This is a genomic window from Lactobacillus sp. M0403 (genome assembly GCF_016101265.1).
In the GTDB taxonomy this organism is placed as follows: Bacteria; Bacillota; Bacilli; order Lactobacillales; family Lactobacillaceae; genus Lactobacillus; species Lactobacillus apis.
Map to the genome: position 1 here is coordinate 14,533 of NZ_JACFQV010000003.1, position 20,738 is coordinate 35,270.

Annotated in this window: 16 protein-coding genes; 14 read left to right on the forward strand and 2 right to left on the reverse strand. The window is 36.1% G+C overall.

The window, feature by feature from the left end:
• Positions 1-10: 10 nt before the first annotated feature.
• From glmM to H3T48_RS04700, 9 genes are all read left to right on the forward strand, one after another.
• Positions 11-1,363 carry a phosphoglucosamine mutase gene (gene glmM / locus H3T48_RS04660; RefSeq protein WP_187157786.1) on the forward strand — a complete coding sequence of 451 codons (1,353 nt, stop codon included), beginning with the start codon at positions 11-13 and terminating at the stop codon, positions 1,361-1,363.
• A gap of 209 nt (positions 1,364-1,572) precedes the next feature.
• Positions 1,573-3,384, forward strand: coding sequence for a glutamine--fructose-6-phosphate transaminase (isomerizing) (gene glmS, locus H3T48_RS04665; protein ID WP_198188691.1), 1,812 nt, complete (start codon positions 1,573-1,575; stop codon positions 3,382-3,384).
• 110 nt (positions 3,385-3,494) lie between these two features.
• Entirely contained in the window at positions 3,495-4,310 is an 816-nt protein-coding gene (locus H3T48_RS04670; RefSeq protein ID WP_109715333.1) for a Cof-type HAD-IIB family hydrolase, read from the forward strand.
• Positions 4,311-4,334: 24 nt separating this feature from the next.
• On the forward strand, positions 4,335-4,772 hold the full coding sequence (locus H3T48_RS04675; protein WP_109715334.1) for a CopY/TcrY family copper transport repressor: 438 nt from the start codon (positions 4,335-4,337) through the stop codon (positions 4,770-4,772).
• A 34-nt stretch (positions 4,773-4,806) separates the two neighbouring features.
• Positions 4,807-5,520: a hypothetical protein gene (locus H3T48_RS04680; RefSeq protein WP_198188692.1), complete on the forward strand. Its 714-nt coding sequence runs from the start codon at positions 4,807-4,809 to the stop codon at positions 5,518-5,520.
• Positions 5,521-5,728: 208 nt separating this feature from the next.
• On the forward strand, positions 5,729-7,249 hold the full coding sequence (locus H3T48_RS04685; RefSeq protein WP_198188693.1) for a glycosyltransferase: 1,521 nt from the start codon (positions 5,729-5,731) through the stop codon (positions 7,247-7,249).
• Positions 7,250-7,411: 162 nt separating this feature from the next.
• Positions 7,412-8,929 (forward strand): accessory Sec system glycosyltransferase Asp1, encoded by a 1,518-nt coding sequence (asp1, locus tag H3T48_RS04690; protein WP_198188694.1) that lies wholly within the window; start codon positions 7,412-7,414, stop codon positions 8,927-8,929.
• A 148-nt stretch (positions 8,930-9,077) separates the two neighbouring features.
• Positions 9,078-10,475, forward strand: coding sequence for a DHA2 family efflux MFS transporter permease subunit (locus H3T48_RS04695; protein WP_074425531.1), 1,398 nt, complete (start codon positions 9,078-9,080; stop codon positions 10,473-10,475).
• A 3-nt stretch (positions 10,476-10,478) separates the two neighbouring features.
• Positions 10,479-10,904 carry a MarR family winged helix-turn-helix transcriptional regulator gene (locus tag H3T48_RS04700; RefSeq protein ID WP_187157792.1) on the forward strand — a complete coding sequence of 142 codons (426 nt, stop codon included), beginning with the start codon at positions 10,479-10,481 and terminating at the stop codon, positions 10,902-10,904.
• A gap of 53 nt (positions 10,905-10,957) precedes the next feature.
• On the opposite strand, the gene H3T48_RS04705 is transcribed toward H3T48_RS04700, so the two are convergent.
• Positions 10,958-12,103 (reverse strand): IMP dehydrogenase, encoded by a 1,146-nt coding sequence (locus tag H3T48_RS04705; RefSeq protein WP_074425530.1) that lies wholly within the window; start codon positions 12,101-12,103, stop codon positions 10,958-10,960.
• Positions 12,104-12,421: 318 nt separating this feature from the next.
• Between H3T48_RS04705 and H3T48_RS04710 the strand changes: the two genes are divergently transcribed.
• From H3T48_RS04710 to H3T48_RS04730, 5 genes are all read left to right on the forward strand, one after another.
• Positions 12,422-13,408, forward strand: a complete 987-nt coding sequence (locus H3T48_RS04710; RefSeq protein WP_198188695.1) for an ATP-binding cassette domain-containing protein — start codon at positions 12,422-12,424, stop codon at positions 13,406-13,408.
• On the forward strand, positions 13,401-14,198 hold the full coding sequence (locus tag H3T48_RS04715; protein WP_198188696.1) for an ABC-2 family transporter protein: 798 nt from the start codon (positions 13,401-13,403) through the stop codon (positions 14,196-14,198). The genes H3T48_RS04710 and H3T48_RS04715 overlap by 8 nt, the downstream gene beginning before the upstream one ends.
• Positions 14,199-14,202: 4 nt before the next feature.
• Entirely contained in the window at positions 14,203-14,985 is a 783-nt protein-coding gene (locus H3T48_RS04720; RefSeq protein WP_187157795.1) for an ABC transporter permease, read from the forward strand.
• A 504-nt stretch (positions 14,986-15,489) separates the two neighbouring features.
• The gene (locus tag H3T48_RS04725; protein WP_122034784.1) at positions 15,490-15,858 is read left to right on the forward strand and encodes a cupredoxin domain-containing protein; all 369 of its coding nucleotides are present in this window, start codon (positions 15,490-15,492) and stop codon (positions 15,856-15,858) included.
• Between the two features lie 20 nt (positions 15,859-15,878).
• Positions 15,879-17,783, forward strand: coding sequence for a copper-translocating P-type ATPase (locus tag H3T48_RS04730; RefSeq protein ID WP_198188697.1), 1,905 nt, complete (start codon positions 15,879-15,881; stop codon positions 17,781-17,783).
• Between the two features lie 168 nt (positions 17,784-17,951).
• On the opposite strand, the gene H3T48_RS04735 is transcribed toward H3T48_RS04730, so the two are convergent.
• Positions 17,952-20,726, reverse strand: coding sequence for an FtsX-like permease family protein (locus H3T48_RS04735; RefSeq protein ID WP_198188698.1), 2,775 nt, complete (start codon positions 20,724-20,726; stop codon positions 17,952-17,954).
• Positions 20,727-20,738: the final 12 nt, after the last annotated feature.

The window sequence follows — 20,738 nt, forward strand, 5'->3', positions numbered from 1 at the left end:
GGTATTTTAGATGTTGAAGTATTTTGGCACCGACGGTGTTCGTGGAGTAGCAAATCAAGATTTATCACCAGAATTAGCATTTAAATTAGGACGTGACGGAGGTTATATTTTAACCAAGAACAAGGATAAAGATGAGCAAGCTAAAGTTTTAGTTTCTCGTGATACCAGAATCTCTGGTCAAATGTTAGAATATTCGCTGATTTCTGGTTTGCTATCAGTTGGAATTGAAGTTTTAGAAGTTGGTGTAATTACGACTCCAGGTTTGTCATACTTAGTAAGAGCGCAAGGTGCAGATGCCGGCGTACAAATTTCCGCTTCTCATAATCCAGTTCAAGATAACGGAATAAAATTCTTTGGTAGCGATGGCTTGAAACTATCTGATGAAATGGAAGAAGAAATCGAAAAGCTAATTGATGCTAAAGAAGATACCTTACCTCGTCCTTCAGCTGAGGGTTTAGGCTCAGTAACTGATTTTCACGAAGGTAGTGCAAAATACCTCCAATTCATTGAAAATACTATTCCAGTTGATTTAGATGGAATTAAAGTTGTTATTGATGGTGCTAATGGTGCTGCTAGCAACTTGATTTCTCGTCTATTTGCTGATTGTGGTGTTGATTTTACTACGATTGCAACTCATCCAAATGGCTTAAACATCAATGATCACGTTGGTGCAACCCACACAAAGAAGTTACAAGAAGAAGTAGTTAAACAAGGTGCCCAATTAGGACTCGCTTTTGATGGGGATGCTGATCGCTGTATTGCTGTTGATGAAAATGGTAATGAAGTTGATGGAGACCACATTATGTACGTTTTGGGCAGCTACATGGAAGATGGTGGCCGTCTAAAGAAGGACACGATTGTAACTACTGTAATGAGTAACTTAGGTTTTACTAAAGCACTTGAGAGAAAGGGCATTAAAAACATTCGTACTCAAGTAGGTGACCGTTATGTTTCCGAAGAAATGAGGGCAAACGGTTATAACTTAGGTGGGGAACAGTCTGGTCACGTAATTATGAGCGATTACCATAATACTGGTGATGGGATGCTAACAGGTTTGCATTTAATGCTAGTAATGAAGAAGACTGGTAAATCACTAAGTGAACTACTTGAAGATTTCAAGGATTACCCTCAATGTCTTGTTAACGTTCCTGTAAAGGATAAGAAGAGCTGGAAAGAGCATCAACCAATTCTTGATGTTATCAAGGAAGTTGAAGATGATATGAATGGTGATGGTCGTGTCGTAGTTAGACCTTCAGGTACGCAAGAGCTTTTACGGGTGATGGCCGAAGGACCAACACAAGAGGAAACTGATGCTTATGTAAAACGCATCACTGATGTAGTTGAAAAAGAAATGGGCGTCTAAATTCAACTAGTCCAATTAAAAGTAAAAGGCAGGAAAATATTTTTCCTGCCTTTTTTGTGTATACAATAGCACTTATCAGACTTAGTATATACCAATTGTCATACTAATTACTTGACCAATTTTTAAATAAATATTATCATTCCATACGTAACAAAGAAGCTTTAACTAGTCCAAAAAATAAAATATGGACTATACCAAAGGAGAATAATATGTGTGGAATTGTTGGAATTATCGGTAAATCGGCTAAAGAAGTCGTATTAGATGGTTTAGCAAACTTGGAATACCGGGGATATGATTCAGCGGGCATTTATTTAAATGACTTAAATGGGCGAGAATACTTAACCAAAACTACCGGGCGTATTAAGAACTTACGTGCTAAGATGACGCAGGATGAGGATGGACTTGTTGGAATTGGGCACACGCGCTGGGCAACACATGGCAAGCCAACTGTAGCTAATGCACATCCACAATTTGATGAGACAAATCGTTTTTACATGGTTCACAATGGGGTAATTGAAAATTATCAAGAACTAAAGGAAAAATATTTAAGTGACGTTGATTTTCAATCAGATACAGATACCGAAGTTATCGTTCAATTAATTAGTAAGGTAGTTAATGACAAAAAGGTCGATACCTTTACTGCTTTAAAGATGGTACTGGCAGAAGTAAAAGGCTCATACGCAATACTTTTAGTTGACAATACAATTCCTGATCACATTTTTATTGCTAAAAATAAGTCGCCACTAATGCTTGGACTAGGAAAAGACTTTAATGTAATTGCTTCAGATGCATTGTCAGTATTAGATCAAACCAAGACTTTTATTGATTTGGCTGACGGTCAAGTTGGAGATATCACTAAGGATAATTACGTACTAGAAAATCTTGCTGGAGAGAAAATTCAAGCCAAGCCTTATGAGGTGAATATTGATCCTAACGCTGCTTCTAAGGGCACTTATGAATTTTATATGTTAAAAGAAATATGCGAGCAACCAAGTGTTTTGCGGCATTTGGCGCAATACTATTTAGATGAAGACGGTAAGCCAAAAGTTGATCAAGAAATCGTTGATGCACTGACACGAGCAGATCGTTTATATATCTTTGCGGCAGGCACCAGCTACCATGCTGGTTTGGTTGGCAAAGTTTTGTTTGAAAAGTTTGCTAATATTCCGACAGAAGTTGGACTTGCATCAGAGGCTGGTTATCATTTCCCAATGATGTCGAAAAAACCATTATTTATCTTTTTATCGCAATCTGGGGAAACGGCAGATTCACGTGTCGTTTTACAAGAAGCAATTAAGCGTAATATACCCACCCTTACATTAACAAATGTTCCAGGTTCAACACTTGCTCGTGAAGCAAGCTATTCAATGTCACTTGAAGCGGGACCTGAAATTGCTGTTGCTTCAACCAAGGCTTATACGGCTCAGGTGGTAGTTGAGGCAATACTAGCAAAAGCAATGGGAGAAAGAACTGGCAATGACGCAGCGAAAAATTTTGCTCTAAAGGAAAATTTAGCTTTAGCTGCTGAGGGAGTAGAACAAGTAATCTCCAGTAAAGAAAAAATTGAGCAATTAGCTAAAGAATATCTAGTACCGTCACGCAATGCTTTTTATATTGGACGCGGAATTGATTATCCACTTGCTCTTGAAGCTGCACTCAAACTGAAAGAAGTATCTTATATCCAAACAGAAGGATTTGCGGCAGCCGAATTAAAGCATGGCACAATTTCGTTAATTGAAAAGAATACACCGGTAATTGGCCTAATTAATGATCCGGTTACAGCAGACCTAATGCGAGGGAACATCGAGGAGGTTGTCTCAAGAGGTGCTAGTGTGATTACCATTGCAAGTAAGAAACTGGCAAAACCTGACGACGATATCATTTTGCCAGATATTGATTATTATCTAACTCCACTTGTTAGTGTTGTTGCCGCTCAATTATTTGCCTATTATGCCTCTAAAGCTAAGGGATTAGATGTAGATAAACCACGTAACCTTGCTAAAAGTGTTACTGTTGAATAAATATTTTTTTAGAACTAGCAAAACAACTAGATACCGAAAAAAGTCGTAAGTAATTACGACTTTTTGTATAATAAAGGGGACGATGCAAAAAGCAGTGGGAGGAAAATACTGTGTCAATAAAATTAATTGCTGTTGATTTAGACGGTACTTTGCTTAGTAGTACTAACTCGATTTTGCCAGAAACAGAAAAGACTTTAAAAAACGCGATTAGCGAAGGAATTCAAGTGGTTCTTGCAACAGGTCGACCTTTATCTGGGGTAATGCCTTTTAACAAGCAATTGGGCCTTGCTGGAAAGAAGCAATATAATATTGTGTTTAATGGCGCGGTCATTCAAAACTTGGCAGGCGATGTTTTGATGAATCAAGAAATGAACTATCAGGATTTTTCCAATATGCGCAAACTTCAAAGACTTGCTCATGTTAATTTACATTTTGAAACGCCAGAATGTTTTTGGACCTGTGATCGCGATTTAGGGGCTAATCTTGCAGTGAATGCCGCAATGACTAATAACATGATTAAAGTACGTAAGGCAGAGGAAATTCCACAAGATTTTGCTTTTAACAAAGTTGGCTTTAGCATGACTGAAGATGTTAACGAGGTTGAAAAATTATGGAACAATATTCCCGAGTGGGCTTTTGCCAAGTATGATATTGTTCGAAGCTTTTCGACTAATGTTGAAATCAACATTAAAGATGCTTCTAAGGGTAACGCTCTTATGGTACTTGCTGATCGCTTGAAGATTGATCAGAGTCAAGTAATGGTCTTTGGCGATCAAGGGAATGACATTTCGATGTTTTCCAATCCAAACTTTAAAAAAGTTGCAATGGGAAACGCAATCGAGCTGATTAAAGATAGTGCGGACTATGTAACTGATGATAATGACCATGACGGAATTGCCAAAGCATTAAAAAAATATGTTTTGTAGTAGAATAAAGTTAGGTTGATTATTATGGTAGAAAAAAATAAAGAACATAATATTTCTGAAGCCGAGTGGGAAGTCATGAGGATAGTGTGGACACTTGGTGAAATTCATACTGGTGATATCATTAAGCAATTACAAGCTAAAAAGAACTGGTCAGAATCAACAATCAAGACATTGATTGGGAGACTAGTTAAAAAAGGTTTGCTGAAGACTAGAAAAGATGGACATCGGTATGCTTACTCCGCAACTGTTACTCAAGTGCAGATGATGATTCAGGTTTCAAAAGAAATGATGGATCACATGTGTGATATGCATAAAGGACAAGTTCTAATTGAACTTTTGAAAGATATGCCATTATCTAAATCAGATATCTCGACAATTGAGGATGAGCTTGCTGGTAAGGAGAGTAAGGCGCCTGCAGTAATTAAATGCAACTGCTTAGTTTCAGGTCAACACGAATGCTAGAACAATAGTTAATCTACCTAAGGGGGTAAGCTTAATGAAGAAGTTTACTAGTATTTTTCTACGGTTGATCTTTGCCGCATTGGTTTGTCTATCAGGGTTATTTTTATTTGAGGGCGCTGCAACAATTAATGTTCAGAATTTTCCCAAAATGGCGAAAACGGTAATTGATAAGAATGTTAATAAGACTGGGGATGCTAATTTAAAGGGATCGCTACAGTTAGCAAAAGACTTTGGTGTTGAAGATAAGATTTTTGAGCAATTACCACAAAAGTATCATCGCGATTTGTCTTATATTAACCTTTATAATTTGAGTGTGAGTTACCAAGAAAATGGTGAAGTTACAGCGCAAAATTTGAATTTATCTGAAAAGAATCAGGTTCAAAAGGCTGTCAATTACGTCATTTTAGATCGGTTAAATAAAGAGCTCAAAAACAACGGCAAGCAAGTCAATGATACCATTAATGTTTTCCATTATTTCTTTTTCGCAGCTATTTTGCTTTTTGCTATTGCAGCTCTGCTTGTACTATTCGGTAGTTCTTGGGCTTCGATAGTTTTATTGATCGCCTCTGTAGGATCGTTTGGCGCACTGCAATATTACTTAAATCAGCTAACCCAAAATTTGCAAACAGAGCTTTATCATGGAATTTCATTGACCACTTCGTCTGTTTTGTGGCTTGGGCTTGCCATGGGATTGGTGCTCACATTTATTTGGCCAGTGATCCTAAAAATAACTAAAAAAAGAGAATAATTAAAAAAAGCATCGTCTATAGAAGTGACTATACTGACGGTGCTTTTTTATGCTCAAAATTTCATAACAATGGAACTAAATGCAATAGTACTATTTACAATTAATAAGTACGATATTATTAGCCTTTTTTATAAAAACAAGCAATATTGTAATATTGGTGTGATAAAATTGAGAGTGCGAATTACAATTTAACAAGGTAAGGGAGTAAATGATGTATTATTTTCTAAATAACAGATTAGATGCTAATAGCTCTGGTATTGAGCATGCAGAAGTTAAACGATTAAAATTATTCAAGCAAAAGGGTGTACCTGCTAAGATAGTTATGTGTGAATATAATCGTCTTGCTCACCGAAATTTACCATTGTATGAAATGACTGATGATGATTATGTTAACATGTTTGACTTTTTTGCTGGTACAGTAACTTTTCCAGCGAAAGTGGTAACTGTTTCTGATTTATCAATTCCGGATGAGTATCAAATAAGAGAAGTAGATAACGGTTATGAAGTTTATAATGGTAATCGTAAAACTATGCGGATTACTATGTTTCCTAACGGTAGTGTTGATACAATTGATTACTTTAATGGTGATGGCAACCATACAAAACAAGAATTTTATGATACTCGCGGTTTCAAGAGTATGACCCAAATTTATGATACGGCAGATGGTCACCTTATTTATGAACAATTTTATCGCCCTAATAATACTGTTTATTATGAGACCTCTTATGAAAAAAGACCTAACTCCTATCCTGCAACAAATATTCAATTGACTGATACGCACGGTAAGGTGCACTCGTTGATGAACACTGGACAGGCATTCACAATTATGCTCGATGAGTTAAATGAGCAAGATGGTGACGAGATTTCGACCTTTATTTCTGACAGAAGTGATTGTTCGAATGTTCCGATGATTAACATGAAAACTCCAGCTCGAAAAATTGAACATTTTCATAATATTCACTTCAGAGATTTTTGGGATCCAAGTTCTCCTATAACATATCCGTCAATTTCTAATAATGAGTTATTAAGCAAGACTGACTTGGTTATAACCCCGTCTCAACGTCAAGCTGATGATATGACGAAACGTTTACGTACACAAGTACCAATTGTGTCAATTCCAGTTGGAATCGTTCCTGATGAGCAGTTGAATACCAGACATATTCCAATGAGCGAACGTACACCAGGCAAAATTGTAGCAGTGGCACGTTTATTTTATGAGAAGCGTCTAGATGATGCGATTAATGCATTTGCAAGAGCATATAGAGAAAACCCAACGCTAAGCTTTGATATCTACGGTTATGGTAACGGACGTGATGGTCTTAAGGAAGAAAAGATGCTTAAGCAGCTTGTTAAAAATCTTGGTTTAGAAAATGTAGTTCAATTTAAAGGCTATACTCAAGATATGGAAACTGTCTACAATACAGCGGAGCTTTTAGTATTATCTTCACGCTATGAAGGAGCTCCTCTTGCAATTGTTGAAGCACAATCACATGGTGTACCAGTAATTGCTTATGACATTAACTATGGTCCGGCTGATCTAATTCAAGATGGTCAGAGTGGTTTTATTGTTCCGAGCGGACATGTTGATGATCTGGCTGCCAAAATTAAAGAGTACTTTGATAATCCAGCGTTGATGGAGCAGTTAAATGAAGGTGCATATCAAAATGCACAACGCTTCTCTGGCGATAGCATTTGGAAAGAATGGGAAAAGTACGTTATTAATGCCTAATTTTTCTTAATTAGTTAAGAAATAAAACCTATCTTATACGAAATGAGCTCCGAAGTTAGCAGACTTTCGGGGCTTATTTTATTATTGGTGTTTGTTGAAAAAAGCAATATCGTTTGTGATTGAATTAAAGGTCTACATTGTAATGAGGTAAAGGATTAAGAGATGTATTATTTTCTAAGTGGCGGATTAAGTGTTAATAGCTCTGGCATTGAGCATGCACAAATTAAGCGATTAAAATTATTTAAGCAAAAAGGGGTACCTGCAAAAATTGTAATGTGCGAATACAATCGCTTTGCGCATAGAAATTTGCCATTATATGAGTTAACTGATGATGACTATGTTAATATGTTTGACTTTTTTGCTGGCACAGTAACGTTTCCAGAAAGAGTGGTAACCATTTCTGACTTACCGATTCCAGTCAATTATCAAATAAAAGCTGTAAATACCAGCTATGAAGTTTATGATGGTAGTCGTAAAACCATGCGAATTAGTATGTTTCCTAATGGTAGCGTTGATACGGTTGATTACTATAATGGTGACCTTAATCTTATAAAGCAAGATTTTTATGATACACGTGGCTTTAAGAGCTCAACCAAAACTTATGATACAGCTGACGGTCACCTTGTATATGAACAATTTTATCGCCCCAATAATACAGTTTATTTTGAAATTTCTTATGAAAAGCGGCCAAATTCTTATCCTGCAACAAATATTCAGTTAATTGACGTAGAAGGTAGAACGCATTCGCTAATGAATACAGGTCTAGCGTTCACAATTATGCTTGACGAGTTAAATGAGCAAGACGGTGATGAAATGTCGACCTTTATTTCTGATCGGAGCAATTTGGTAAATGTTCCAATGATTAACATGAAAACTCGAGCTCGTAAAATTGAGCATTTTCATAGTATTCATTATCGAGATTATTGGGATCCAAGTTCTCCTCTGACCTATCCGTCTATTTCTAATACCGAACTATTGAGTAAGACAGATTTAATTATTACGCCATCACAGTATCAAGCTGATGATATGAAGAAACGGTTAAGGACTCAGGTGCCAATTGTGGCCATCCCAGTGGGAATTGTTCCAGATGAACAACTGAATGCTCGGCATATTCCAATAAGTGAACGTATCCCAGGCAAAATTGTAGCAATAGCACGACTTTTTCCCGAAAAGCGCTTAGCTGATGCAATCAACGCATTCGCAAAAGCATATCAAGAAAATCCGACATTAAGCTTTGACATTTACGGTTATGGTAATGGTGCCGATGGCTATAAAGAAGAAAATATGCTAAAACAGCTTGTAAAAAACCTTAATTTGCAAAATGTGGTTCAGTTTAAGGGCTATACTCAGGACACAGATAGTGTATACAATAGTGCTGAGCTCTTGTTATTAACATCAACATATGAAGGCTTTTCGTTAGCCGTTTTAGAAGCGCAATCACATGGTGTTCCAGTCATTTCTTATAACATTAATTATGGTCCTTCTGACATAATCCAGGATGGTCAAAGTGGTTTTCTTGTTCCAAGTGGAAATGTAGACGACTTGGCTGCCAAAATTGAAGAGTACTTTGCTAATCCTGAACTAATGAAGCAGTTAAATGAAGGTGCATACGAAAGTGCAAAGCGCTTCTCCAGTGACAACGTATGGAAGTACTGGGAAAAGTACGTTATTAATGCTTAATCTTGCTGGTAAGTTAAAAAATGATTAAGCAAAACCCATCTTTTTAGATGGGTTTTTGTTTTGAAAACGTTATTAATTGCTTTTTAAAATTTTTTAGGTTACGATAGTAAATCGTTAGCTTGCTAACTAAAATTGAAGGAGGAATTTTATGCAAAGGAAATTAGATGCGAGATTGATTTGTTCAATCTTTGCAGCAGGATTGATGTCATTTTCGGGGGTTTTGATTGAAACGGCAGGAAATGTTACCTTTCCAGTCCTAATGAGCGAATTTAACGTTAATATGTCAATGGTTCAATGGATGACAACAGGTTACTTATTGGTTGCCTCAATCGTTATGCCACTTTCGGCGTATTTAAAACGTAATTTTAGTTCACGTGCACTGTTTATTACAGCTTCAGTTTTGTTTATTGTTGGTCTTTTAATTGATGTAGTTGCTAAGAATTTTATGTTCTTGGTAATAGGAAGAATTGTTCAGGGAGCAGCAGCTGGAATTGCTATTCCATTGATGTTTAACATTATTCTAGAAAAATCCCCATTAGACAAAATTGGTTTATTAATGGGAATTGGAACAATGATTACTGCAGTTGCCCCAGCACTTGGACCAACTTTTGGTGGTTTAGTTGTGAATACGATGGGTTGGCGCTACATCTTCATCTTCATGCTTCCAGTAATGATTATTTCATTAGTTATGGGTCTTTGCTCAATTACTAAAGATTCAGAAAAGATTGAGCACACTAAATTAGATTTTGTTGGCTTTTTAAGTATTGCAGTAACTTTTATTGCTTTGATTTTTGCTTTTAGTAACTTAGCAACGGTTATGCAAAAGCCTCTTACTTTTATTATTCCATTAGTAATCGGAATTATCGGATTGATCATTTTTATTAAGCACTCTTTAAAAGTGGAAAATCCATTGATCGATATTCGAGTATTTAAGAAAAACAAGTTTACTCAAGGTTTGAGTGCATACTTTGTATTTCAAATTAACACGTTAGGTTTATCATTTATTCTGCCAAACTATGTTCAAATTGCTAACAAGCAAACAGCTATGACAGCTGGTCTTTTACTTTTGACTGGTGGAATTGTAGGTGCGATTGCATCTCCTGTTGGTGGACGTTTGCTTGATAACTACGGTGCCAGAAAACCAGTAATGACTGGTGCGATTCTAGAGTTTATTGGCGGTGCATTATTCTGTGCTTTTGCTTCTAACTTTAGCTCACTTGAAATTATCCTGTTTTACACAGTGACAATGCTTGGAACTGGTTTAATCATGGGCAATATCATGACAGCTTCTCTAAATGTTTTAACTGAAAAAGAACATACTGATGGTAATGGATTATTCAATATGGCGCAGCAATTTGCTGGTGCGGTAGGTACTTCAATTGTTTCAGCAATTATGCAATTTGTTCAACAAATGAGTACTAGAACAACTGCAGCTGGCCGACTGGTTGATGCTGCTCAAATTGGCTTAATCTTTTTGCTGATTTTAGTTGCTATTGGTGTATACTTGCTTTATAAAGCTACAAAGGCTGTTAAAGCAGGAGAATAATTAATGGAAAGACTGGGTTTGGCTTTACAACGCGCCCAAAACACTTTTAACCGTAATGTAGATCATTTTGCTAGACAATTAGGTCTGACAGGGATGCAAATGCTAATTATTGAATATTTAGCATCCTTTTCTGGAGAGCACTATATTTATCAAAAGGATATTGAGCATGAGTTCAATATCAGAAAGTCGACTGCAACTAATATTTTGCATCTGATGGAGCAAAAAGATTTAATTACAAAGGAAGTTAATCATAAGGATACGCGTTTAAAGGTAATCCAGTTGACAGATAAAGCCAAAAAATTGGAACCTGAAATAACTTCATATTTTGTTTCTTCTGAAAAAGAAACTGAGAAAATTTTGGGTTCTGAGGTAAAAAAAGAGCTGATACAAAATCTGCTTAAATTAAATCAAGTATTATCTGAGAAATAAAAAGGCTAGTTACGCTTGTGTAACTAGCCTTTTTTGAACTTGATATTTAAAATTTATCTTTCGTAATTAGGTGCTTTTTTAGTGATCTGAACATCATGAGGATGTGATTCTCTCAAACCAGCATTAGTAATTTTAACAAATTGAGCATTTTCAATTAATTCAGAAATAGTTGATGCGCCAACGTATCCCATTCCGGAACGTAAACCACCAATAATTTGGAAAATGATATCCGAAACATCACCTTTATATTCAACGCGTGCTTCTACACCTTCTGGAACAAGTTTATTGGCTTCATTTACGCCACCTTGGAAGTAACGGTCAGATGAGCCATGTGCTTGTGCCATTGCTCCTACAGAACCCATTCCACGGTAGGTCTTGTATTTTTCGCCATCACTTTCAAAAATTTCTCCAGGAGCTTCAGTTGTACCAGAAAGCATGCTTCCTAGCATTACAGCATTACCACCAGCAGCGAGGGCTTTTACAATATCACCGGAGTATTTCATTCCACCATCGGCAATAATTGGCTTGTGATATTCACGAGCGGCTGTTGCGGCATCGTAAATTGCAGTTATTTGGGGAACTCCAACTCCAGCGACAACTCTCGTTGTACAAATTGATCCGGGTCCAATACCAACTTTTACGACATCGACGCCAGCATCAAAAAGTGCTCTTGCCGCATCACCAGTGGCAATATTACCTGCAATTAAAGTAACATTTGGAAAATGATCACGAATTTCTTTAATTTTACGTAATACACCTGCGGAATGTCCATGTGCAGTATCAATAACGATTGCATCAGCGCCGTTTTCGAGTAGTGCTTCAGCACGTTCAAACGTATCACTAGTTACGCCAATTGCAGCTGCAACCAATAAACGATTGTTCTCGTCGACGGCTGCTTTAGAAACGTCACTTGGTACAATAACATTTTTTACGTTTGCGACTTCGCCAGCTTGGGCGTTGATTGACATGTTCTTATGAATAACACCTAATCCACCTTGAAGTGCCATTGCAATTGCCATTGCACCCTCAGTAACTGTATCCATACCAGCACTAATTAGTGGAATTTTAAGTTTAAGATTTGGTGCTAATTCTGTATGTAAATTAACTTCATTGGGTAATACATGACTTTCAGCCGGAATTAATAAGACGTCATCAAAAGTTAATCCTTCTTTTACAAATTTTGTTGACCAATTTGACATTTACTGCACGCTCCTCGTTTAACTATAGATAAATTATAAATTGATTTTACTTTACTAGTGATTGGGGAGCTGGTCAAGGTAGAATTAAAATATCTCTTTATTTAATTAGTAAATTAGGAGCAATAAGACTTAATCATAAAAACAATTTTAAAATAATATTAAATTATGATAGAATGGGTTACCGAATATTGTAAATGCTACACTAAAAAGTAACATTAGCAGTATAGTTAATTAAAAATAAGGTTTAAGCAAAGCAATTTTGTAGGGATGTTCCCTCAAATTTGCTTTTTTATGCTTTAAAGATATAGAGGCATGGCTATGGAAAACAACATTATTGAAGCGAAAAATCTTTCTAAAGAATACGTCGTAGCGAAACGTGGTGATACCTTAAAAGCAACTGTAAAAAATATTTTTAAACCAGACAAAGAAGTCGTTAAAGCGGTTAGTTCTTTGAATTTTCACGTTAGAGAAGGTGAGACAGTTGGCTTTATTGGTCAAAATGGTGCTGGCAAAACGACAACAATTAAAATGCTAACAGGCACACTATTTCCTTCATCAGGTTCTTGCTCAGTAAACGGATTTGATCCAACTAAAAGGCAAGACAGCTTTAAAAAATCCATCTCTGTTGTAATGGGAAATCGGTCACAACTTTTTCCTGATTTGACACCTCGCGATTATCTGAATTTGCTTAAGTCAATGTATGGAATTGAGAATGAAAGATTTAACCATACAGTTCATGAACTTGCCAAAATTTTGAATGTTGAAGCTAAGCTTGACACACAAACTCGAAAATTATCATTAGGTGAACGAATGAAGGTTGAATTCTTAGCTGGTGTCTCAACGAATCCGAAAGTTCTGTTTTTAGACGAACCGACAATTGGCTTAGACGTTTTAGCTAAAAGAGATATTCGAAAATTTCTTCAAAAAATAAATAAGAAAGACAATTTAACAATCTTTCTTACTTCGCACGACATGGAAGATATTGCAGCAGTTTGTGACCGCCTGATTATAGTGAACAAAGGTAAAGTAATGTGGGACGGCAAAAAAGAAGAGTTGTTTAATAAGTTTGCTGATTATAAATATATCAGTTTTCTTAAGTCAGAAACTTTTAAAGCAAGTAAAGTTCTGGCAAAGATAATTGATGAAGATGATCTTTCAATTACGGTTAAAGTTAAAGCAAATGAAATTGATCAGATAATTTCAGAGTTAGCACGAGAAGGACAAGGTTCTAATTATCAAATAAGTGATCTTAAGCTTGATGACATAATTCTTGAACTTTTTGAGGAGGAGAAAAATAATGATTAAGTCTTATCTTTCAATTATTAAAATCTCTCTGAAATCAATTTTTGCAAATAGAAGTAGTATTGTCATTCTTCTTTTGCAAGCTCTGATTCCAAGCTTGGTAATGTTTTATTTATGGTCTGTCATATTAAAAGATGGTCAAACAGTTGGGGGATTTAATAAGAGCCAGTTGATCATTTATTATCTAGGTGTAAATCTAATCAATTCTTTTGTCTGGTATGCAATTGATTGGGAGCTAAATGATGATATTCATTCAGGAGAATTGTCAAATATAATTCACCGTCCCATTTCAATCCAAAGTTATTATTTTTTTAAGATGATTGGTGATCGCCTCGCTAATTTACTTATGCTACTTCCGTTTCTTTTGATTGGATTAGCTTTTATCATAGGAAAAAACTTGCTGATTGTTTCTTTTCTGAAAGCAATCGAGCTTATTGTCAGTATAATTTTAGCGATGGTATTATGGTTTCTATTTTCATACATTATTGGCTGTGCTGCATATTGGTTTAACAATCTTTTTTTTGTTTTATTAGTAAAAGAAGTGGTAGTTAATCTGCTTTCTGGTTATTATTTTCCATTAGAAATTCTTCCTAATAGATTATTACAGGTTTTCAAAGTTTTACCTTTTCAATATTTCAGTTCGTTCCCCATTGATACGCTTGTTAAAAATTTATCTTTGTCAATATGGACTAAAAATACATTAATTGAATTTATATGGATAGTCGCTCTATCGATGTTACTTGAAATTGTAAATAAAAAAGGGCTTCAGAAATATTCTGATGTAATGGGTTAGATAAATGAAAGATAAACTTAAGCTAATTAAAGAGTTAATCAAAATTGCCTTTCTAGATAGTGTCAGTTTCAGACTTGATACTTTATTTGGGATACTATCTTCTGTTCTTTGGTTAGGAATCCCAATTATCTTTTTTAAAGTCATTTATTTGAATGTCAGTACGATTGGTGGATGGACATATGAAGAATGTCTGCTTTTAGTCGGAGTCTATACTATGATAGACGGCTTGATGATGGCATTTCTAGTTAAATCTATGCCGATGCTGGAAAAAGATATTCGTGAAGGAACACTTGACACAGTTCTATTAAAGCCAATAAATCCTCATCTATTTTATTTTTTCCGATCGATTGAATTTACGCAGTTCATTAATTCTGCTCTTGGGTTTGTAATTATACTATATGCCTGTCATGGCAGTTCTTTTAGCTGGTTACAAATACTGGCTTTTGTTTGCTCATGCTTTCTTGGCTGCATATTATACTATTCACTATGGTATCTGTGGACAATTTCAGCCTTTTGGTTTCCTACAAACTTTGGTAGAAATGATTTGTTCTTAAGCATGATACAGATGAGTAGATATCCTGCTGTAATTTATCACGGAATTGGAAACATCATATTTAACTTTTTATTGCCATTTGGATTAATTGCCTGTCCAGCAACTATTTTATTGCTACAGCCTCAGCATTTTCACATTTTAATTTATCAGCTAATAATTTCATTGATTTTTTTAGTACTCGATCAAGTAGTTTGGAAATTAGGAATTAAACGATACGATGGTGCTGGAAGGTAAGGATAACGCATGTTTTTTAAAAAGATTTTCTAAAGAACCACTGAAGTAAGCGAGTATTTCTTGAAAGATATTACGGATCCTCATAGACTGATGATCTGCGGTTTTTTGACCAAGTCTAAAAGATGGGATAGAAAATGAAATGAAAGGCAAAAGTTTTATTTAAACAAGTTGATCACTGAATAGTTGAGTAGCTTCACGCTAGAAAGCAATGGAGTAAATAAAAGCGTATCAAATGCTAATAATGCTTAACCTGCTGCTTATGCGCAATTTGATAGTCCGGATGCGACATAATTTTTACGCACGAGTCGATTTTATCGATTTTGGAGGATCGATAAGTCAGATAGACAAAGTAAAAATCGCAACAGCCATTAACGAAAGTTAGTGGTTTTTTTAATTCGTTTATGTTTACAAATGTAAATTTAAGTGTTAAATTAATTATAGTTTACAAATGTAGACATTAAAAAGAATAAAACAAATAAAAAATAAGTTGAAGGAGAGTTAATTATGAAGGTTATTACATTAATTATAGGAATTATGGCTATTGCTTTTATTGCTTGGTGGTTCTTAGGTAAACATGATGCAAGTGTTGAGCAAGCAAAAGTGAATTCTACTAATCAAACGGTTAACATTCAAGTAAAGGGTGGCTATTCACCTGAAAAAGTTGTCCTAAAAAAGGGCGTTCCTGCAACTTTGAATTTTAAGCGATTAGATTCTTCTAGCTGCTTAGATCATGTCATTTTCTCTGACTTGGGAATTAATCAAGAACTACCAAAAGGTCAAGTCGAGCAAGTCAAGATTGACACATCTAAAGCAGGTGAATATGACTGGGAATGCAGTATGAACATGTTTCATGGCAAGGTAATCGTTAAGTAACTAGGAAAAGGAATCAGTATATGAAGATAACGACACGTTTTTGGACCTCATTGGTGCTTTCCCTGCCAATGCTTGTTGAGATGATAATCCATCCCTTTACAGGCTGGATGTTACCAGGTGGTAATTGGACAATGCTGGCGTTTACGACAGTTATTATGTTGATTTCTGCGGGTCCATTCGTTTCTAGCGCCTGGTCAGCATTCCTAAAGCATCATTCCAACATGGATACCCTTGTTGCACTGGGAACCATGATCACTTACCTTTACAGCATTTATGCCATGTTCACGGGAAGGCCAGTCTTTTTTGAGACAGCAGCGTTTGTAATTACGTTTGTTCTCTTAGGGCAAGTCCTGGAAGCAAAAATGCGCAGTAATGCCTCGAGTGCAATTAGTAAGCTGGTTAACCTGGGGGCAAAAGAGGCTTTGGTAAAACGCGGAACTGAGTTTGTGAAGGTTCCGATAAGTCAGGTTGTAAAAGGTGATTTAATACAAGTTTTACCGGGACAAAAAGTACCTGTCGATGGAAAAATAGTTTCTGGAACTTCAAATATTGATGAATCAATGGTTACTGGAGAAAGCATGCCTGTTGCCAAAAAAGCTGGAGATCAAGTAATTGGTTCAACAATTAATCAAAATGGCTCTTTTGTCATTGAAGCCGAAAAAGTTGGCAATGACACGATGCTTGCCCAAATTATTGAAATTGTAAAGAAAGCACAGAATAGCCATGCACCGATTCAAAAACTAACCGATAAAGTTGCTAACGTTTTTGTTCCAACTGTTTTAATTATTGCTATTATCACATTTCTAGTTTGGTTTGTCTTTTTAAATAAGAGCGTACCAACAGCTCTTAACTACGCAGTTTCCGTAATGGTAATTGCTTGTCCCTGTGCTTTAGGATTAGCAACGCCAACCGCTTTAATGGTCGGAACAGGTCTGGGCGCTAAAAAAGGAATCTTGATTAAAAATGGTGAAATTCTTGAAGCTGCTAATAATTTAACTGCAATAGTTTTTGATAAAACAGGCACAATTACTAAAGGAAAACCGCAAGTAACGGACGTCATTGGGAATAAATTAGTAGTATTGCAAGTAGCTGCAAGCCTAGAAAAATTATCAGAGCATCCACTTGCACCAGCAATTCTAACTGCTGCCCAAACTGAAAATGTTGAGATGGAAGATGTAACTGACTTCAAGGCGATTGAGGGACACGGAATAGAGGGGATAATCGATGGGAAAACTGCCTTTGTCGGTAAACCCGAAATTGACCAGTATACTGTTGAAATCAAAATGTCTGATGCGATAACTAAGCTGCAAAAAGAATCAAAGACCGTTGTTATTGTTGCTATGGATGATAAGGTTATCGGTTTGATTGCAATTCAAGATGCTCCAAAGAAAACAGCTGCTAAGGCGATTTCCGACTTAAAAGCGGAAGGCTTAAAAACAGTTATGCTTACCGGTGATAATAGGCAAGTTGCAGATTCAGTTGCTAAACAAGTAGGAATAGATCAAGTAATTGCGGAAGTTTTACCGATTGATAAAGCTGACGAAGTTAAAAAGTTGCAACATAACTATAAGGTTGCCTTTGTTGGCGATGGTATTAATGATGCTCCAGCATTAACACAAGCAGATGTTGGGATAGCAATGGGCTCTGGAACTGATGTAGCGATTGATGCAGGCGGAATTGTTCTAATCAAAAATGACTTAGAAGATGTTGTTCGTGCACTTAAATTGAGTAAAAAAACTTTTAAAAGAATTAAGCTGAATCTGTTTTGGGCATTTATTTACAACATTTTAGGAATTCCAATTGCTACGGGGTTATTTGCAGGAATTGGTTTTACTCTTAGCCCTGAAATAGCTGGTCTTGCAATGGCCTTTAGCTCATTATCAGTTGTAATAAGTTCTGTTTTACTAGGAAAAGCTAAAATTTAACGCAAAAAGGATAGTCGAAATTCAGTCGACTATCCTTTTTTATTCTGTATGAGCATTAGTTATTTGTAACGATGTTTTCACTTAAATAAAGTGGTTTTAATTTGACTACAAAAAACTATTGAAAAAAGCCGAGCATAATAGCTCGACTTTTTTACTATTCAAAGGATATTAATCAACGGATTTCAATGCTTCTAGCATATCTAAATCTCTTAACTTTTTGTTGACGATAAATCCTAAAATAATTGTAATTAATCCAATTACACCTAATGGCCACAAGAAGCTTGAGGCGGAAAGAGCTGGATTGAACATGACATTATCAGGTGGAACAACATACAGGATGTAGCGATAAAGCAAATCACCGGTCAAATATCCTACTAGAATGCCAATACCCGTTAACAAAATTGTTTCGCGGTAGATGTACATTGTGACCTCATTGTTGTAAAAGCCTAATACCTTGATGGTAGATAGTTCGCGAATTCGTTCTGCGATGTTGATATTAGTCAAATTGTACAAAATAACAATTGCCAGCAAACCAGCAACAATGATTAAAACAACCATTATCATGTTAAGGGATTGCACAACGACGTCTAGTTCTTGACTAATTGCTGTGTTTTGAACGACACCAGCGACACCGTTAAGCTTCATAAACTCTGCAGCTACTTTTTTGGTGTTCTTATTAGAACTGTTCTTTAAGTTAACCAGATGAGCGTTAGTAGAATACTTTTTAGCAAAAATCTTTTCATACTGGTTTGAGTTCATTAGAACAAAGTGGCCCATATACATTTCAGTAATATTAGCAATCTTCATTCTTCGACGATGATTGTCTTTATCAGTCAAAGTCATATAGTCACCTTTATTAACGTTTAGGAGACTGGCTAGGCGTTCGGAAATGACAACACCACCATTAGTTAAGGTAATCTTCTTTTTACTGCGACGATCGTTTAAATAAAGATATTGATCAAGTTTGTGGTCTGATTTTGGCGCAATTAAAGTAATGTCTTGCGTGTCACCAGATTTACCAGCAGTTTTTGACATGGACTCATAATAAATAGGTAGTTCGGATTTAATGTTACTTCCTTTTAGCTTATCATCGAGTGTAGCTTGGTCATTAGCTGAAATTGGGGATTTTTGAGCCACTATCATGTTGTAATGAATTAATCCTGAAAACTGACGATTGTTCATATTACTGATAGAGTTCTTTACTGCAAAACCCGTAAAAAGAAGAGTAGCTGCACCACAAACACCAAAGATTGTCATTAACATTCGTTTTTTATAACGGAAGATGTTACGGGCAGTTACCTTGTGGGTGAAGCTAAGATGATTCCAAATAAACGGAATTCTTTCAAGAAGTATTTTTGAACCAGCTGCAGGTGGCTTAGGCAGAAGTAATGCAGCTGGTTTTTCACGGAATTCAGCTTTTGCAGTTAAATAAGCGGGTAGAACGGAACTGATCCACGATAAAACAAGGGCAATTAGACTAATCTGCCAGTAAAAGTGTTCTTCAATTGGTGGAATCGTCAGAGACTTGTAGTAAGCATGGTAAACAATCTGTGGCATTAAAGTATGGCCAAGATAAACACCAATAATTGTTCCGATGGTTCCTGAAAGAAAACCGTAAAAGACAAACTTGCTGATAACAACATTGTCACTATAGCCTAATGCTTTCAGTGTTCCAGAATTGATTCTTTCCTCATCGATAAAACGATTCATAGTGGTAAAAGTGACTAAAGCAGCTACAAAGTACAAAAAGATAGGAAAGACTTTCGCTAAGTCTTCGACAACTCTTGCGACCGTAGTATAGACAAGATTTCCTTCACCACCAGGCACTTCGCGGCGATTGTAAACACTATAACTTGGTGCTGATAACTTTTTGGCCTGTTTTTTTGCTTTAGCTAATTTAAGCTCATTCTTTGCAATTGTTTTTTCAGCACTTGCTGAAGCAGTCATTGCTTTTTGCTTTTTTGCTTGTAAAACTTTTGCCTTGGCAGATAATTCTGCTTGAGCCTGTTGAAGCTGCATTTTTGCTTCCGGTGTAGTAGCATTCGAAGTTTGAGCAGCTAAGGCATTTTTCTGCTCATCTAATTCTTGCTCGGCAAGTAACAGTTGCTTTTTAGTATCGGCTATTTTATTTTTGGCGTCAGTAAGTTGCTGTTCCTTTGGCTTTATTACTTGATTAAAGCTAGCATAAATTCGTTTTTGGCGTTGCTTGGCATCTTTCTTGAGCGTTTGTTGTAATACCTTTTTGTAATCACTAACTCGGGCTGTATAAACTTTGCCATATGAATCAAGGTTACGTAAATTGTGATATCTAAGGTTGGCAACAGTGTAAACTTGGTGGTTAAAAGCACTTGGCAAAACAACAGCATATCCTTTAAGTTCCCCAGTACCACTATTACTTTGACCTAAGTTAACATTAGATAGAATTTGACTTGAGCGGACAAATCCAACAACTTTAAATGTCTTTCTTTTTAGAAGGGTACTGCCAAGCAGATTCTTCTTTTCGGTAAAACTGACTTCTTGACCAATCTTGTAGCGATTATGATAGTGCTCAGCAAGTGCAACTTCTTTTTTACTTTTAGGTAAGCGACCTTGGCGCACTTCGTACTTGCCGACAGATTTAGGCTTTGAAAAAACGCGAAAACTTTCATCGGTATTTTTTAAAACGGTGTCAGTCATATAGCCGAATTCAACTTCTTCAAGACCCTTTGTTTGCTTGATTTTTTCGGTATCTTTTTTGTCAAAACCATAATTACACATTACAGTTAAATCAGCAGTGTTAAGCTTTTGCGCATAGTGATTACCAGTATCACGCATATCAGGCCCAGTAACAAAAAGCCCGACCAAAGCGAATGCTCCGATCATCATTAAGCCCATAATTGACAAGAATTGTCCTTTGGTGTGCTTAATTGACTGCCAAAAATCTTTCCAAATTATTTTTTTCATGATCTGCCTTTT

Bases quoted from the DNA above. Each gene is read 5' to 3' on its own strand.
- glmM (WP_187157786.1), top strand. From the start codon at position 11: ATGTTGAAGTATTTTGGCACCGACGGTGTTCGTGGAGTAGCAAATCAA.
- glmS (WP_198188691.1), top strand. From the start codon at position 1,573: ATGTGTGGAATTGTTGGAATTATCGGTAAATCGGCTAAAGAAGTCGTA.
- H3T48_RS04675 (WP_109715334.1), top strand. From the start codon at position 4,335: ATGGTAGAAAAAAATAAAGAACATAATATTTCTGAAGCCGAGTGGGAA.
- H3T48_RS04680 (WP_198188692.1), top strand. From the start codon at position 4,807: ATGAAGAAGTTTACTAGTATTTTTCTACGGTTGATCTTTGCCGCATTG.
- H3T48_RS04685 (WP_198188693.1), top strand. From the start codon at position 5,729: ATGATGTATTATTTTCTAAATAACAGATTAGATGCTAATAGCTCTGGT.
- asp1 (WP_198188694.1), top strand. From the start codon at position 7,412: ATGTATTATTTTCTAAGTGGCGGATTAAGTGTTAATAGCTCTGGCATT.
- H3T48_RS04695 (WP_074425531.1), top strand. From the start codon at position 9,078: ATGCAAAGGAAATTAGATGCGAGATTGATTTGTTCAATCTTTGCAGCA.
- H3T48_RS04700 (WP_187157792.1), top strand. From the start codon at position 10,479: ATGGAAAGACTGGGTTTGGCTTTACAACGCGCCCAAAACACTTTTAAC.
- H3T48_RS04705 (WP_074425530.1), bottom strand. From the start codon at position 12,103: ATGTCAAATTGGTCAACAAAATTTGTAAAAGAAGGATTAACTTTTGAT.
- H3T48_RS04710 (WP_198188695.1), top strand. From the start codon at position 12,422: ATGGAAAACAACATTATTGAAGCGAAAAATCTTTCTAAAGAATACGTC.
- H3T48_RS04715 (WP_198188696.1), top strand. From the start codon at position 13,401: ATGATTAAGTCTTATCTTTCAATTATTAAAATCTCTCTGAAATCAATT.
- H3T48_RS04720 (WP_187157795.1), top strand. From the start codon at position 14,203: ATGAAAGATAAACTTAAGCTAATTAAAGAGTTAATCAAAATTGCCTTT.
- H3T48_RS04725 (WP_122034784.1), top strand. From the start codon at position 15,490: ATGAAGGTTATTACATTAATTATAGGAATTATGGCTATTGCTTTTATT.
- H3T48_RS04730 (WP_198188697.1), top strand. From the start codon at position 15,879: ATGAAGATAACGACACGTTTTTGGACCTCATTGGTGCTTTCCCTGCCA.
- H3T48_RS04735 (WP_198188698.1), bottom strand. From the start codon at position 20,726: ATGAAAAAAATAATTTGGAAAGATTTTTGGCAGTCAATTAAGCACACC.